Source organism: Lactobacillus sp. (assembly GCF_051893255.1).
Lineage (GTDB): Bacteria > Bacillota > Bacilli > Lactobacillales > Lactobacillaceae > Lactobacillus.
Genome location: NZ_JBJFHB010000005.1, coordinates 2,007 through 17,815, shown reverse-complemented (window position 1 = coordinate 17,815; position 15,809 = coordinate 2,007). Strand labels below are relative to the sequence as shown.

At 49.1% G+C, this 15,809-nt stretch carries 11 protein-coding genes, 1 tRNA gene and 1 pseudogene; 4 read left to right on the top strand and 9 right to left on the bottom strand.

What is annotated here, in order from left to right; translation table 11 throughout:
- Positions 1–195: 195 nt before the first annotated feature.
- Positions 196–281: transfer RNA gene (locus tag ACI4WN_RS00575), tRNA-Leu, on the top strand.
- Positions 282–414: 133 nt separating this feature from the next.
- Positions 415–945, top strand: a complete 531-nt coding sequence (locus ACI4WN_RS00570; protein ID WP_439776522.1) for a GNAT family N-acetyltransferase — start codon at positions 415–417, stop codon at positions 943–945.
- Between the two features lie 57 nt (positions 946–1,002).
- Here the strand turns inward: ACI4WN_RS00570 and ACI4WN_RS00565 are convergent, their stop codons facing one another.
- The 4 genes from ACI4WN_RS00565 to ACI4WN_RS00550 form a co-directional block, all read right to left on the bottom strand.
- A complete protein-coding gene (locus ACI4WN_RS00565; protein WP_439776521.1) occupies positions 1,003–1,572 on the bottom strand; it encodes a TMEM175 family protein in 570 nt (189 codons plus the stop codon).
- An 87-nt stretch (positions 1,573–1,659) separates the two neighbouring features.
- Positions 1,660–1,833, bottom strand: a complete 174-nt coding sequence (locus ACI4WN_RS00560) for a hypothetical protein (RefSeq protein WP_439776520.1) — start codon at positions 1,831–1,833, stop codon at positions 1,660–1,662.
- A gap of 82 nt (positions 1,834–1,915) precedes the next feature.
- Positions 1,916–2,902 (bottom strand): LacI family DNA-binding transcriptional regulator, encoded by a 987-nt coding sequence (locus tag ACI4WN_RS00555; protein WP_439776519.1) that lies wholly within the window; start codon positions 2,900–2,902, stop codon positions 1,916–1,918.
- A 24-nt stretch (positions 2,903–2,926) separates the two neighbouring features.
- Positions 2,927–4,384 (bottom strand): sucrose-6-phosphate hydrolase, encoded by a 1,458-nt coding sequence (locus ACI4WN_RS00550; protein ID WP_439776518.1) that lies wholly within the window; start codon positions 4,382–4,384, stop codon positions 2,927–2,929.
- A gap of 263 nt (positions 4,385–4,647) precedes the next feature.
- Between ACI4WN_RS00550 and ACI4WN_RS00545 the strand changes: the two genes are divergently transcribed.
- Positions 4,648–6,579, top strand: a complete 1,932-nt coding sequence (locus ACI4WN_RS00545) for a sucrose-specific PTS transporter subunit IIBC (protein WP_439776523.1) — start codon at positions 4,648–4,650, stop codon at positions 6,577–6,579.
- Between the two features lie 166 nt (positions 6,580–6,745).
- Entirely contained in the window at positions 6,746–7,825 is a 1,080-nt protein-coding gene (locus ACI4WN_RS00540) for a 6-phosphofructokinase (RefSeq protein ID WP_439776517.1), read from the top strand.
- A gap of 131 nt (positions 7,826–7,956) precedes the next feature.
- On the opposite strand, the gene ACI4WN_RS00535 is transcribed toward ACI4WN_RS00540, so the two are convergent.
- The 5 genes and pseudogenes from ACI4WN_RS00535 to ACI4WN_RS00515 form a co-directional block, all read right to left on the bottom strand.
- Positions 7,957–9,678 (bottom strand): phospho-sugar mutase, encoded by a 1,722-nt coding sequence (locus tag ACI4WN_RS00535; RefSeq protein WP_439776516.1) that lies wholly within the window; start codon positions 9,676–9,678, stop codon positions 7,957–7,959.
- Between the two features lie 21 nt (positions 9,679–9,699).
- Positions 9,700–11,493, bottom strand: coding sequence for a glycoside hydrolase family 13 protein (locus ACI4WN_RS00530; RefSeq protein WP_439776515.1), 1,794 nt, complete (start codon positions 11,491–11,493; stop codon positions 9,700–9,702).
- A gap of 2 nt (positions 11,494–11,495) precedes the next feature.
- The gene (locus tag ACI4WN_RS00525; RefSeq protein ID WP_439776514.1) at positions 11,496–13,940 is read right to left on the bottom strand and encodes a glycogen/starch/alpha-glucan phosphorylase; all 2,445 of its coding nucleotides are present in this window, start codon (positions 13,938–13,940) and stop codon (positions 11,496–11,498) included.
- 21 nt (positions 13,941–13,961) lie between these two features.
- The gene (glgA, locus tag ACI4WN_RS00520) at positions 13,962–15,392 is read right to left on the bottom strand and encodes a glycogen synthase GlgA (protein ID WP_009558788.1); all 1,431 of its coding nucleotides are present in this window, start codon (positions 15,390–15,392) and stop codon (positions 13,962–13,964) included.
- Positions 15,393–15,407: 15 nt separating this feature from the next.
- A pseudogene (locus ACI4WN_RS00515) lies at positions 15,408–15,809 on the bottom strand (glucose-1-phosphate adenylyltransferase subunit GlgD); the annotation flags it as partial.

Sequence of the window (15,809 nt, the reverse complement as noted above, 5' to 3'; positions counted from 1 at the left end):
ACTCATGTTACCGCCGTGAAAGGGCGGTGTCTTAACCACTTGACCAACGGGCCATCTTTTATTTTTAATGCCTCAACCAAGGCACGAATATTAGTATACCGGATCTAGGAAAAAATGCAAGTCCTTTTTAAAAACTTTTTTCTAAAAATTGGGCTTGCACTTTTTCCTCCCTTTGCTATACTATTAATTGTGCTTGCGGGCGTGGCGGAATTGGCAGACGCGCAAGACTAAGGATCTTGTGACCGCTTTAGGTCGTGGAAGTTCAAGTCTTCTCGTCCGCATGATAAAAGAGTCGTTGTTAACGACTCTTTTTTGTTTTTACTTTAGTTTGCTAAAAAATGCGCCCTGATCTGTCAAAAATCCGTTTAGTTTGCTAAAATGAACTTAATAGAGAAAAAATAGTGAGGAAAAAACATGAACCAACTAGACTGCAAAGTGGCAACCATGGCCGACTTGCCGGCCCTCTGCCGCTTTTACCAAGACATTTGCGACCACCAAAAATTTGACGATTACGGCGCCGACTGGCACTGGGGCATCTACCCGGCCGAAAGCGACTTAAAAGCTGCCATCGAAAAAGATCAAGCCCTGATTGGCTTCAAAGACGGCAAAATCGCAGCAGCATGCCTCTTGACCGTGGGCAACGACCCGCTTTACAGCAAGTTCGACTGGCCAACCAAGGCCGAGGATAACGAAATCGCCGTGATCCACCTTTACGGCCTCCACCCTGCCTTCCGCCGCCAAGGCCTATCCGCTGCTCTCCTGCTTTTTGCTGAAAGCCGCGCTAAAGAGCTCGGCTGCAAGGTGATTCGCCTTGACAGCATGGCAGGCAACCGGCCAGCCCGCCACCTTTACGAGAAAAACGGCTTTAATTTCGTCCAAAAAGCCAATGTCCATTACGATGACATTGGCGACACCGACGTAGACCTTTTAGAGTGCCCCTTATAAAAAATAGAAATAGCCAGCAAAAAGTCCTAGATCACAGATCTAGGACTTTTTTACTAACTAGATTTTCCCTGCACGCTTCATCCGCCGATCAGGAATCAGCCACATGATGGCGACTAACGCTGTAAAGATCCAGGACGCCACGGGCCAAGAGAAGGCGCAGGCCGCCGTCATGAGGTAAAAAGCCAGCGATGCGTAGCCCTTTAAGCCAAAGTTTTTCCGCATCTGGTCGCTTTCGCACTCAACCTGGAAGCAGTAGTGCTGAAAGAGTAAAAAGGCCAAAGAGCCCGCAAATTGGACCAGACCATAGATGCAAAGCGGAGCTGCCGACACCGGATGGGCTCCCACCCAAGCCGTGGCTAGCGGCACCAAGGACATCATAAAGAGCCAGACCAGATTGCTCCAGATCACCTTAAAGTTGATGTAGGGCAAGGCGTGAGTCAGGTTGTGGTGGTTGACCCAGTAGATGGCCATGTTGAAAAAGCTGATCAGGTAGATGGCCAGCTGGGGCAAAAGGGGCTTAATATCGCTGAAATTGGCCCCCTTAGGCGCTTCAATGCCTAAGACCATGATGGTGATGATGATGGCTAAAACACCATCGCTAAAGGCTTCTAAGCGGCTTTTATTCATGTCAAAAATCTCTCCCACTTTTTAAAAATACTTTGCTACCATCATACCAAAAAAGTTCCGGCCATACCGGCTGGAACTCTTTTTACACTATTCTTCGTTTAAATAATCCGCTTCTGCTTCTTCCGGACTTTCATCGAAGCTGTATTCCATCTTCTTGTTCCGGTCCTTGGCAAAAGCATAAGCAATCTCGGCCCCGTAAACCAGAAGGCCGACACCGGTAAAGGCTAATAAGCATAGCCAAAAAACTTTCTTCTTACTCATGCTTGTCACCGCTTTCTATACTCTAGTTTAATTATAGTCATTTTTCCGAAAAAATCCTAGCAGAAGCAGCCATCACTCAAATTTAAATAGTTTGGTTCTTTAAAAGCTTAACTGGCAGCAGGTAGCTGTTTTGCGCCAGAGGCTTGCTTGGGTCGGCGATCCGCTCGTACAAAAGCTTGACCAGCATCCCGGCCAAATCGCCAATCGGCTGGACGATAGTGGCCAATTCTGGTTCGTAATTTTGAATCAGCTGAGTCCCGTCAAAGCCGACTACCTTCAATTCTTCTGGCACCTTGATGCCGAGGTCCTTAGCCACCCGCAAGAGCAGGATCGCCGTCATGTCGTCTGAGCAAAAGACGCCGTCGATCTTGCGCTCACTATCCAAAAGCTCCTTTAAGGCCGCTGCCTTGGCTGATGGTGACTCGTAAAAGGCAGACCTGGCCGTGTGGACGGTCAAATTAGCCTTAGCCATGGTGTCGGCGTAGCCTTCAAAGCGGTAAAAGGTCGGGTTGCCGGTCTTGTTGGGGTTGCCGATAAAGTAGATGTGCTTGCATCCCGCATCCACCAGCGCCTGGCTGGCCAGGCAGCCGCCCTGGTAGTTGTCGCTCCCGACGATTGGCACCGAGCTAGCCAGGTCCCGGTCAAAAGAAACGATCGGCAGGCCAAAGCGGCGGTAGTCCTCAATGTCCAAGTTGTGCGAACCCGCAATGATCCCGTCAACCTGGTTGGCTTCGAGCATCCTCAGGTACTGCCTTTCCTTGTTGCTGTCTTGTTCAGCGTTACAAAGGATCATCTTGTAGCCATCCTCAGACAGCTGCTCTTCAATTTTGGCCACCAGCTCCGCAAAGAAGGGATTGGTAATGCTTGGCACGATCACCCCGATCATCTTGGTCTGCTTGCCTTGCAGCGACCGCGCCAGGGTATTTGGCTGGTAGTTGAGCTCCCGCATGGCCGCATAGACCCGATCTTTGGTTTTCTGGCTGATATAGCCATAATTGTTGATCACCCGCGAGACAGTAGTTGGCGAGCAGCCCGCTTTTTTGGCAACATCGGTTAGTTTCGGCCGCATTACAAATTCCCTTCTATTTCTAAATTACATATTTTTCAGCTTCCAGCTCTTGCCCTTGTAGCTGACGCCCTTGCTCATCTTGGCAAAAATCTGCCCCTTAGGTGCAAAGTAGCGGCCAGTAATGACCTCTCTCCCGCCATCAACAAAGATTTCAAACAAGGAGTGGTCCAGGTAGATTCTGAGGCTGAAGTCTTCCTCGTCTGGCAAGCTGATGCTTCTAGCCGTCCCATATTCAGGGTTGACAGCCTCACCGACTTCGCCCCGGTCGACAGTCAAGCTGGCGCCCTTGCCGGTCTTAAAGTGGAGCTTTAAGCCATGTTTGCCAGCTTCATCAGCTGCCAAAGTCAAAGTGCCCTCTTGACCGCGGTGAATGTCCAGCTTGATTTCCGTTTGGTTGCCTAAGTCCATCAAATGGTGGCCGGCAAAAGCTTTCTTATCGCATCTTAGGCTCTTCATGGCCTTCACCGGCTTTTGAAGCAAGTGGCCATGCTTCAAGGACAACTTCTTGACTTGACTGAAGCAGTTTGCCCAGCCTTCTTCATCAGTTGGGTAAGTAACATCTGGCAAGCCCACCCAGCTGACCACGTAAGCATTGCCGTCTGGAGCGTTAAAGGCTTGGCTAGCGTAAACGTCAAAGCCTTCGTCTAAGTTGATTGGGGCCTTTTGCTTAGTCTCAAAATGGCCCGTGTCAAAGTCAAAGGATTCGCCCACCCAGTACATGTTAGGGTAGACGTTTTGGTAGTCGGTGACCTTCTTATCTAAGCCTTGCGGACAGAAGATGAAGATCGGCTTGCCGCCCACAAAGACCAGGTTCGGGCATTCAACCATGTAGCCCATTGGCGGCAGGTCAACATAGCCCAGGTCTTCCCATGGTCCTTCAATCTTTTCTGCCCGGTAGAGGCTGATGTGGCCAGACTTAGTTTCGGCATCTTGGGCGCCTAAAATGGCGTAGTACTTGCCATCATGCTCCAAGATCTGTGGGTCCCGGAAGTGCTCAGTCACGTGGTCTGGCGCCTTGATCAAGGGTTCTTTGATCTTTTCAACATTCCCCTCTTGGTCCATGAAGGCCCCAACCTGGTAAGAATGCCGCACCCAATTTTCGTCACGAACGTTCCCAGTATACATTAAAAAGAGCTTGTCGCCAATTGCCTTGGCTGAGCCAGAATATGCTCCGTGGCTGTCTAAGTCGCAGTCAGGCAAGACAGCTTGCCCTAGGTTTTGCCAGTGAACCAGGTCTGGGCTTTCCAGGTGCACCCAAGACTTTAACCCGTGCACTGCTCCAAAAGGATATGATTGGTAAAAAACTTGCCACTTCCCATTAAAGTAGGAAAAGCCGTTAGGGTCGTTTAAAAGCCCTGACATCGGCCGGATGTGGTAGTGCAGCTGGTATTCAGATCTAGCAGCCTGACTTTGCAGCTTAAGCAAGGTTAAGGCGTCCCACTTGCTATAAGGAAGATATCTTTTTTCTCTTGTCCATTCCATTTAAAGCAACCTCCGCTGATTCAATGTTTTTATCTAAAAAATCAATTAAGTACAGTAATTTCATCTTCTATTTTAAGGTTAAAGCGCTAACATGTCAAACGGTTGACATGCACTTTTTACTATAGTGACGGGAATTGTTACGCTCACAAAATTTTTTCAAAAATTTCTGTCAAACGATTGACAGAGATCTTAGAAACCGGTATCATATACAGTGAATTAAGAAAAAGCGTTTTCAGAGAGTAAGGAGAGTGTTAATCGTGGCAATGGATTACAACGCAGTTGCTAAACGGGTTATCGCTGATGTTGGCGAAGACAACCTGATCGCAGCTGCTCACTGTGCGACTCGTTTACGGTTGGTTTTGAAGGATGATACCAAGATCAACCAAGCAGCATTAGACAAGGACCCAGATGTTAAGGGTACTTTTAAGACTGATGGTCAATACCAGATCATCATCGGGCCTGGTGACGTTGACAACGTCTACGACGAATTGATCAAGATGACCGGTCTTAAGGAAGTTTCTACCGACGACTTAAAGAAGATCGCCGCTAACGGCAAGAAGGTCAACCCAGTAATGGCCTTTATCAAGCTGCTGAGTGACATCTTCGTTCCAATCATCCCAGCCTTGGTTGCGGGTGGTTTGCTGATGGCTTTGAACAACTTCTTCACTAGTCCTGGCTTGTTTGGGGCTAAGTCATTAGTTGAAATGAACCCAGCCATCAAGGGCATGTCTGACATGATCCAAGTAATGTCAGCTGCACCATTTATGTTCTTGCCAGTCCTGGTCGGCATGTCTGCCGCTAAGCGGTTTGGTGCCAACCAATTCTTAGGGGCTTCAATCGGTTTGATCATGACCACCCCTCAATTGGGCGGGGCTACTAAATACTGGAACATCTTCGGCTTGCATGTTGCGCAAACCCAATACACTTACCAAGTTATCCCAGTTTTAGTTGCTATCTGGCTGTTAGCCTTCTTGGAAAAGAGACTGCACAAGGTTCTGCCTTCAGCAGTTGACTTTACCTTTACCCCACTTTTGTCAGTCATGATCACTGGCTTCTTGACCTTCACGGTTATCGGGCCTGTCATGAAGACTGTTTCAGACTGGATCACTAACGGCTTTGTATGGCTGTACAACACTGCTGGCTTTGTCGGCATGGGTCTGTTTGGTCTTTGCTACTCAGCTATCGTTATGACTGGTTTGCACCAAAGCTTCCCAGCCATCGAAACTCAATTGATCGCTGCCTTTGCAGCTGGCAAGGGCGCTGGTGACTTTATCTTCGTTGTTGCATCTATGGCTAACGTTGCTCAAGGTGCAGCTACCTTCGCTATCTGGTTCTTGACTAAGAACAAGAAGATGAAGGGTTTGGCATCATCTGCCGGCGTTTCTGCCCTGCTTGGGATTACTGAACCAGCCCTCTTCGGGGTTAACTTGAAGTACCGCTTCCCATTCTTCTGCGCCTTGATCGGTTCAGGCTTTGGTGCAGCTCTTGCAGGTCTTACCCAAGTTAAGGCCGCTTCCATGGGTTCAGCTGGTTTCTTAGGCTTCCTTTCAATCTACCCTAAGACCATCCCAATGTACGTTGTATGTGAACTTGTTGCCTTCGCAATTGCTTTTGCCTTGACCATCGTTTGGGGCAAGGGTCACCTGAAGGAAGAAGTTGAAACTGTTGAAGCTCCTGTTTCAGCAGAAGAAGAAACTGTTGCTGAAGAAGCTCCAGCAGCTAGCCAATCAGCAGAAAAGGACGAAGTTATCTTGGCCCCAGTTGCTGGTGAAGCTGAAGACTTGTCAAAGGTTAACGACGAAGTCTTTTCAAAGAAATTGATGGGTGACGGTGCCGCTATCGTTCCTAGCGAAGGCGCCATCTACTCCCCAATCACTGGTACTGTCAATGTTGCCTTCAAGACTGGCCACGCCTATGGCTTGAAGTCTGACGACGGTGCTGAAATCTTGATCCACGTTGGTCTGGACACGGTCAACTTGGGCGGCAAGCACTTCAAGAGCTTGGTATCTCAAGATGAACACGTTGAAAAGGGCCAAAAGCTTGGCGAAGTTGACCTGGAAGCCGTTAAGGCTGAAGGCTACGACACGACTGTAATGGTTATCGTAACCAACACCCCAGCTTACAGCGAAATTTCCCAGACTAAGGAAAGCCAAGTTAAGGCTGGCGACAACTTGCTGGCATTGACTGCTAAGTAATTCAAAAACTATCTACCTACCATGAAAAAACAGTCTGGATTTCTCCAGACTGTTTTTATGTTAAATCATAAATATCAATAAGTTTTTTCTTGCATGTTTTTGCCGACATGTCTAAGATTAGTATTAGCCAAGTTTTAAGAAGAGTTTTGCATGGGGAGGAAGCAACATGACTTTAAGAGTTGGTATTTTAACTAGCGGTGGGGACTGCCAAGCTTTGAATGCAACGATGCGGGGCTTGGCCAAGACCCTTTACAACCGCGTTGACGACGTTGAAATTATTGGTTTTAAGAACGGCTACTACGGCTTGATGCATGAAGACTACATCAAGATGAAGCCCCGGGACTTTTCTGGCATCTTGAACATGGGCGGGACCATTTTGGGCACTTCCCGTCAGCCCTTCAAGATGATGCGGGTTATCGAAGATGGCTTTGACAAGGTCGCTGCCATGAAGAAGACCTATAAGAAGCTGAACCTGGATGCCTTGGCCGTTTTAGGCGGCAACGGCTCACTTAAGTCAGCCAACATGCTGGCTCAAGAAGGCTTGAACGTGATCGGTCTGCCAAAGACCATCGACAACGACACCTGGGGCACGGACTACACCTTCGGCTTCCAAAGCGCCGTTGACGTGGCAACTCGTTACCTGGATGACATCCACACCACGGCTCAAAGCCACTCTCGGATCTTCGTTGTCGAAGTCATGGGTCACAAGGTTGGCCACATTACCTTGGCTGCCGGCTTAGCAACTGGTGCTGAAATTATCTTGCTGCCAGAAATTCCTTACAATATTGACGTGGTTGTCAAGAAGATCAAGCAGCGGGAAAAGGCTGGCAAGAAGTTCACCATTATCGCCGCTGCTGAAGGTGCCATCTCTCAAGAAGACGCCAAGCTTTCCAAGAAGAAGTACAAGGCTAAGGTTGCAGCTAGAAATGGCGCTAGTGTTGTCAACGAAATCGCTGCTCAGCTCCAAGAAGCCCTGCCAAAGGCCGAAATTAGAACGGCAGTTATCGGTCACGCACAACGCGGCGGCAACCCTGACGCTTACGACCGGGAAATCTCAACTCGCTTCGGGATTGAAGGCGCCCGCCTGATCATGAACCGGTCATTTGGCCGCTTGGTCGTGATGAAGCAAGGCGAAGTTGACTCAATTGCCTTGGAAGATACGGCAGGCAAGCTTAAGTACGTTAACCCAGCTGGCAAGACGGTTGGCAATGCTCGCCTGATGGGCGTAACCTTTGGCGATATGTAATTGGCCAAAAGTAAATTTAAGTTAAAAACAAAAATTACCATCAAAAAAGGACTGCATTTGCAGTCCTTTTTCTTCGGCTTAAAATCGCTGCTTTAAGCTCTTTAAGCCGCTGATGATAGTTTGCCTATCTCCTACTTCAAAAGCTCGCTGATGGCGTCTTGGTAGCTTTCAGCAGCCTTTTCGGCAGTTGCAAGGTCCTTCTTGTTAACGCCGACGTAAGCCTTGATAACTGGTTCGGTACCAGATGGCCGCAAGGCAACCCAGCTTTCGTCATCCAAGAAGTACTTCAAGACGTTTGACTTCGGGAAGCCAGTAAGTGGCGTTTCCTTGCCATCTTCAACCGTTACTTGTTCTTGGTAGTCTTCGATCTTCAAGACCTTGACACCGTTGATTTCGCTGAGGCGTTCGCTGCGCAGCTTGCTCATCAGTTCAGCCATCTTCTTTTGGCCGCCGATCCCTGGCATTTCGATTGCCCGGGTGATTTCGTAGGCAACGCCGTACTTCTTCCAGATTTCTTGCAAGCCATCAAAGACCGTCATGCCGCGAGAAGCATAGTAGCAAGCAACTTCAAAGAACATCAAGGCCCCTTGCATCGCGTCCTTGTCACGGGCAAAGGCTTGGAACAAGTAGCCGTAGCTTTCTTCAAAGCCCATCAGGAACTTGCCATCGCCTTCCTTGTTCATGCGGTCAACTTCTTCACCGATGTACTTGAAGCCAGTCAAAACTGACTTAGTCTTGATGCCGAAGTCCTTGGCAATCTTGAATGGCAAGGCACTTGAAACGATTGAGGTTACGATTTCGTAATCTGGCGTCAACTTGCCTGAGTCCTTCAAGTTTTGGAGCAGGTAGTAAGACATCAAAGTGGCGATTTGGTTCCCAGTCAAGACTTGGAAGTCGCCCTTGTCAGTTCTAACGCAAGCGCCCATCCGGTCAGCGTCTGGGTCGGTGGCAACGATCATATCAGCACCGATTTCGTTGGCCAATTCTACGCCTGGATTGAAGACATCTCTAAATTCTGGGTTAGGCTTTTTGCAAGTTGGGAATTCTGGGTCAACGATGGCTTGACTTGGCACTGGGACCACATTGGTAAAGCCGCCGCGGCGGAAAGCCCGGTCGTAAAGCATCTTACCAGTACCGTGAAGTGGAGTGTAAACGATCTTCAGCTTGTCAGCATTTTCCTTGATCATTTCCTTGTTCACGTTAACCGTGTCAAGCTTTGCCAGGTAAGCTTCGTCTACGTCTTCGCCGATCAGTTGCAAAGTGCCATTAGCGCGCAGCTTCTTAACTGGAGCTGCTTCTACGCTGAAGATGTCGTCAACCTTTTGCGCATAGGCAAAAAGACGGTCAGCATTTTCTGGACCCATTTGGGCACCGTCTTCGCCGTAGGCCTTGTAGCCGTTATACTGCTTGGCATTGTGAGAAGCAGTAATGTTGATCCCGGCAAAGGTGTGCAGGTAGCGAACGGCAAAAGACAATTCTGGCGTTGGGCGCAGGTCATCAAAGAGGTAAACGTGAATGCCGTGGGCACCCAATACGCGGGCAGCGTGAGTAGCCAGTTCCCGGGAGTTGTAGCGAGAGTCAAATGAAATTACGACACCGCGCTTCTTAGCCTCTTCCCCGTTTTCGTCAATGAGGCGGGCCAAGCCTTCAGTTACCCGGCCAACCGTGAAGAGGTTGATCCGGTTGGTCCCTGGTTCCAGGAGCCCCCGCATCCCGGCCGTCCCAAAGTTGATGTCTTGACCAAAAGCGTCTTCGATCCACTTTTCGTCTGAGCCAAGTTCGGCCATTTGCTCAGCCAAGTCTTCTGGCAAGGCCGCATTCTTCCATTGTTCAAAGCTTTCTTTTGCGTTCATCTTATTTTCCTTTACATTCTCTTATTTCTTCGCGATCAGAAATGTTTTATGCATATCTGACTTTTTTAATAGGCTTTCCTGATCAAGTATATCACTTACCAGTTCAGCAATCTCTTCTGGCAGGCAATAAGTTTGAAATTCACCGGCATCCAGGATCACGTCCTGATCGGTCTTGTTGTAGCAGTAAACTACAACTTCCTTTTGATTATATCTGACCAAGGCATTGATGCCAAAAGCGATCTTCACAAAGCCGACCTTGCCGTTTACCAAGGCTGGGTTTTGCTTGCGCAAGGAAGCTAGTCTAGCAACCTTTCTTTCCAAAAGCTGACTCTCCTCGCCCCATGGGAAGTAGCGGCGGTTGTCAGGGTCCTTGTCCCCTTCAAGGCCAGCTTCATCCCCGTAGTAAACGCAAGGTACGCCTGGTACAGAGAAGAGCAGGCCAAAGGCCAAGGATACCAGATCCTCATCGCCTCCCAAAACTGTCTTGATTCTTGGCGTATCGTGAGTGCCAATATTGTTCATGCAGTTTTCCAAAAAGGCTTTAGGATAGTTTTCTACCAGTTTCTCCAAGTCGTTCAAAGCTGACAGTTCGTCTTCTTCATTCTTGGCCTGCAAGAGGTCAATGATGAAATTTCTGATTGGATAATTCATCGTTCCCGTCAAGTTGTCCCCAGCCATGTAGGTCCGGAACTCACTGTTGACGAACTTGTGAGAGGCATCCTCCCACACTTCCCCAATCAAGACGTGGCAGTCTTCATTTTGCAGGCGCTCTCTGATTTCGCGCAGCATCTGCATTGGGAGTTCGTCGGCCACGTCCAAACGCCAGCCGTCAACATGCATCCGGGTCCACTTGGCCAAAACGCCCTTAGGACCGCAGATAAAGTCTTGATAGTCCTTGTTGTGCTTGTTGACTTCTGGCAGGGTAGTTACGCCCCACCAGGACTGGTACTTGTCGGGATAATGAATAAAGTTGAACCAGGAGAAATACTTGCTGTTTTTATCGTTAATCGCTTCTAAAAAGTACTTGCTGTCAGCCCCAACGTGGTTGAAGACCCCGTCCAAGATCAAGGCAATCTTGTTTTTGTGCAGGTCGTGAACAAGCTTTTTAAAATCTTCCTCAGTCCCCAGCATGGGATCAATCTGCAAGAAATCTTGGGTGTCATAGCGGTGGTTGCTGGAAGCTAAGAAAATGGGGTTCAGGTAGATTGCCGTTACACCCAATTGCTTGAGGTAGGGAATTTTTTGCCTAATGCCTTCAAGGTTACCGCCAAAAAAGTCCCAACGGGCAATGTCGCCTTGCTCATTTTTAATGTAGTAAGGACTGTCTTTCTTCGTTGCGTAGATAAAACTGTCCTTTTTTCTTCCTGTAATCTCGCCGTTAGGGTTGCCGTTGTTGAAGCGGTCTGGAAAAATCTGGTAGACCACGCCCCGGGTATACCAAGGCGCTTGCGGCACCGTCCGGTCGTAGCAAGTCAGCTGGAAGGTCCGCAGGTCGGTATTGTCTTGGGTGATTTCCCCATCGCCAAAGCCGTCTTGGCTTCTTTGCAAGAAGTAGTACTGGTCGTTTTGCTTGACGTTGAAGTAGTAGTAGTAAAGACCAGAAGACCCGATCTTGACGCTAGTTTCATACATCTCGGTGTCTGAATTATAAGACAGAGGATAGGCAACCGCGTCTTCATTGACCTTGGTCAGCCATAAGGTGACTTCTTGGATTTCTTCTTCAACTTTTACCGACCAGGTAACTTCGGTATTGGCCTGGATGGCGCCAAAAGGACTCTTGTAACGCTGATCCCAGGATTTAAAAGTGACTTTCATGCTTACCGTGCCTTTTCAGCGTCAATTTCAACTGGATCTAAGTGCCAGATTTCCTTAGCGTAGCGTTCAATAGTCTTGTCTGCGTCAAAGCGTTCTGAGTGAGCGATGTTGACCAGGCTCATTTGTGCCCATTGGCGCTTGTTAGCCCAAGTCTTTTCAGCTTCCTTTTGGGCCTTCAGATAGGCTTCAAAGTCGGCCAAAACCAGGAATTGTTCGTTGTCGCCCAAGAAGTTGCCGTAAAGGGCCCGGCCTTCGCCAGCACAGTTAGGAATCGTGCCGTCGATCAAGGCATCAACTGCCTTCTTCAAAACTGGGTCGCTTTCGTAAAGGTCTCTTGGGTGGTAGTTGTGGTTAGCGTAGTAGCTGTAAACTTCATCCTTATCAAGACCGAAGGCAAAAATGTTTTCTTCGCCAACGGCGTCCTTGATTTCAATGTTGGCCCCGTCCATGGTGGCCACGGTCAAGGCCCCGTTAGCCATCAGCTTCATGTTGCTGGTACCGCTGGCTTCCTTGGTAGTCGTGGAGATTTGTTCACTGAGGTCAGCAGCTGGGATGATTTGTTCAGCCAGAGAAACGTTGTAGTTTTCCAGGAAGACAACCTTCAGCTTGCCCTTGATGTCTGGGTCGTTGTTAACCAGGTCAGCTACGGCATTGATCACCTTGATGACTTGCTTAGCAAAGACGTAGCTTGGCGCAGCGATGGCACCAAAGATGACAACCCGCTTTGGGTGGTCGATGCCAGCCTTCAAATCTTGGTACAGCTTCAAAACGTGGAGCAGCTTCAAGGTTTGCCGCTTGTAAGCATGCAGTCTCTTGACTTGAACGTCAAAGATAGCTTCTGGGTCAACGGTGACGCCAGTTCTGTCCTTGATGACCTTGGTCAGCTTCTTCTTGTTGTCCAGCTTGATGGCTTGCAGCTTGGCCAAAACCTTGGTGTCGTGGTAGTACTTTTCAAATTTCAGCATTTCCTTGCTGTTAAAGCGCCACTTGGTCCCGATGGTGTCGTCCAAGAGCTTGGCCAGTTCTGGGTTGGCCAATTGGATCCACCGTCTTAAAGTGATCCCGTTGGTCTTGTTGTTGAAGCGGTCTGGGAAGAGCAGGTAGAAGTCTTTCAAAACTTCGGTTTCCAGAAGCTGAGTGTGCAGAGCTGCCACCCCGTTGACTGAGTGAGAGCCAATGATGGCCAGGTGAGCCATGTGCACTTGGTTGTTTTGGATGATCCGAGTTCTTTGGATGACATCGCCTGAAACCTTGCCTTCAAGAGACAAGACGTAGCGGCGGTCGATTTCTTGGATGATTTCGATCAAACGTGGCAAAAGTTGGCCAAACATGCCCAGGTCCCATTTTTCCATGGCTTCAGCCATGATGGTGTGGTTGGTGTAGCTCATTACCTTTTGCGTTACTTCCCAAGCTTCATCCCAGTCCATCCGTTCCCGGTCAACCAAAAGCCGCATCAGTTCAGCCACGCACATGGCTGGGTGGGTGTCGTTGATGTGAACGGCAACGTACTTAGGCAAGTTCTTCAGTTCTTCTTCGCCGTAGTCCTTGATGAAGTTGTTTAAGATGCTTTGCAGACCTGCAGAAACGAAGAAGTATTCTTGCTTCAGCCGCAAAAGCTTGCCTTCGTAGCTGGAGTCGTCTGGGTAAAGAATGGAAGTCAAGTCTTCCACCTTGCGCCGGTCTTCAATAGATGGATACTTTAATTCGTCTTCTGGAGCGATTTCTGCATCCCACAAGCGCAAAGTGTTGGTCACGCCGTTGTGGTAGCCAACTAAGGCAACGTCATAAGGAACGGCGCGAACCACATCGCAGCCTTCGTATTGTGGGGTCATCCAGCCATGGTCGTCAACCATGTTGACATGGCCGCCGAAGTAAACTGGTACAGACTTGCTTTCCCGGCGAACTTCCCAGTAGTCGCCCTGCTTCAGCCAGTCGTTTGGCAATTCTCTTTGATAGCCGTTAACGAACTTTTGCTTGAAGAGGCCGTACTTGTAGCGAATGCCGTTACCGTTGCCGGCATAGCCAGTTGAAGCTAAAGAATCCATGAAGGCGGCAGCCAAGCGGCCAAGACCACCATTACCCAGGGCCATGTCTGGTTCTGCTGAGGCAATTTCATCTAAGTCCAGGCCGTATTCAGCCAAGGCTTCCTTAGCCGTATCCAGCCAACCCAAGTTGAGCAGGTTGCTCTTGAGCAAAGTCCCAGGCAAAAATTCGATTGAGAAGTAGTAGGCTTGCTTGTGGTTGTTGGTCGTTTCAGCAATTCTGGTTCTGCGCCACTTGCCGGAGTAGCCATCTTGCACAATTGAAACCAAAGCAGCAAAGACGTCTTCCTTAGAAGCTTCTTCTACGCTTTCTTCAAAGTGACGGTCGAGCTTGGATTCAAGCCGTTCCTTAAATTCCTTAACGTCCATCGTGTTCAAACTAGCAGTTGATTTGCTTACAGTCATCATTGTTTTCCTTATCTATATCTATCCAAGTAATTCGCCGTACATCCATTGGTACTTGCTTGCGGAATTCTTCCAAGAGAAGTCGGACCGCATGGCCGTTCTTTGCGCCTTAGCCCACTTTTCCTTTTCGTGGTAGAGCTCAAGCATCTTCTTGATGGCTTCAACCATTTGGTAGCCGCTGAATTCGCGGAAGCCAAAGCCGTCGCCTTCATTCTTGGTCTTGTCATAGATCCAAACCGTGTCAGCCAAGCCGCCGATTTGGTGAACGATTGGCAAAGTACCGTAGCGCAGAGCAATCAATTGGGACAAGCCGCATGGCTCAAAAGCAGATGGCATTAAGAAGGCGTCAGCCCCGGCGTAGATCTTTTGAGCCAGGTTCACGTCAAAGGCCAGGATCAGCTTGAACTTGTCTGGGTGGCGGCTGGCAATGTCGCTTAAGGCATGCTCAAAGTATTGGTCCCCGTTGCCGAGCAAGACTACTTGGACATCAAACTGCAAGATGTTGTCGAGTTCTTCCAAAAGCAGCTGGCAGCCCTTTTGTGCAGTCAAGCGGGTAACCATCCCGATGAGCGGCGTAGTCGGTGCAGCTTCCAGGCCCACTTGCTTTTGCAGGTCGGTCTTGTCGCGGCGCTTGTGCTTCAAGTGGTTGACATCGTAGCGAACTCTGATGACAGGGTCAGTTGCTGGGTTGTACTTTTCAAAGTCAATCCCGTTCAAGATGCCGACCAGCTTGTAGTTGACGTCTCTCAAGATGCCATCAAGGCCCTGGCCAAATTCCGGCGTTTGAATTTCGTTTGCATAAGATGGGCTAACCGTGGTTACCTTGTCAGCGTATAAGATCCCGGTCTTCATCCAGTTGACGTCGTTGTTGAAGCGAACCGTACCGTTGTCAAACCATTCATAGCCTAGGCCAAAAAAGTTTGGCAGGGTCTTGGCATCATACTTGCCTTGGAATTCCAGGTTGTGGATGGTCAAAACCGTCTTGATGCCGCGGTAAGCATCAACGAAGCCCCACTTTTCCCGCAAGAGGAATGGTATAAAGGAAGTGTGGTAGTCGTTGCAGTGCAAGACATCTGGAATGAAGTTGTAGCGTTCCATCATCATGATGACTGCCTGCTGGAAGAAGGCATAGCGCTCACCATCGTCGTAGTAGCCATAGATGCCTGGGCGCTTGAAGTAGTACTCGTTGTCGATAAAGAAGTACTTAACCCCATTTCTTTCCAGGGTCAACACGCCGCAGTATTGGTTGCGCCAGCCAACTGGCACGTAAAAGTCGCCTTGGAATTCCAGTTGTTCACGGTATTCTTCTGGCATGTCTTGGTAAAGTGGCAGAGCAACTGCTACTTCGTCGCCATCTTTAGCCAATTGGTTAGGCAAGGCGCCTAACACATCGCCCAAGCCGCCAGTCTTAAAGAAAGGTGCACATTCAGCACCAACAAATAAGATTCTCACGATTCATCCTCCTACTTATTCCAAAACGAAGTCCTTATCAACGACAGTGCCCTTCTTGATGACTACTGGCGTGTCAGGCTTGCCCTTCACGGTTACGCCCTTTTCGACGACTACGTTCTTGTCCAAGATGGCGTATTCTACGTCAGCCCCGCTCTTGATCCGGCAGTTGGCCATGATCACGGAGTTCTTAGTCGTGCTGTCCTTGGCGAAGCCGACTCTTCTAGAAACAACGCAGTTCTTGACTTCACCCTTGACCTTGCAGCCAGTAGCGATCAAGGTGCTCTTAACGTCAGAGTCCTTGTCGTAATAAGTGCCAACTTCGTTTCTGATCCGGGTGATGATCTTTTGGCTGCCGTAAAGCAGTGAGTCGCGCTTGTCCTTGTCCAGCATGTCCATGTTGGCTTGGTAGTAGCTGTT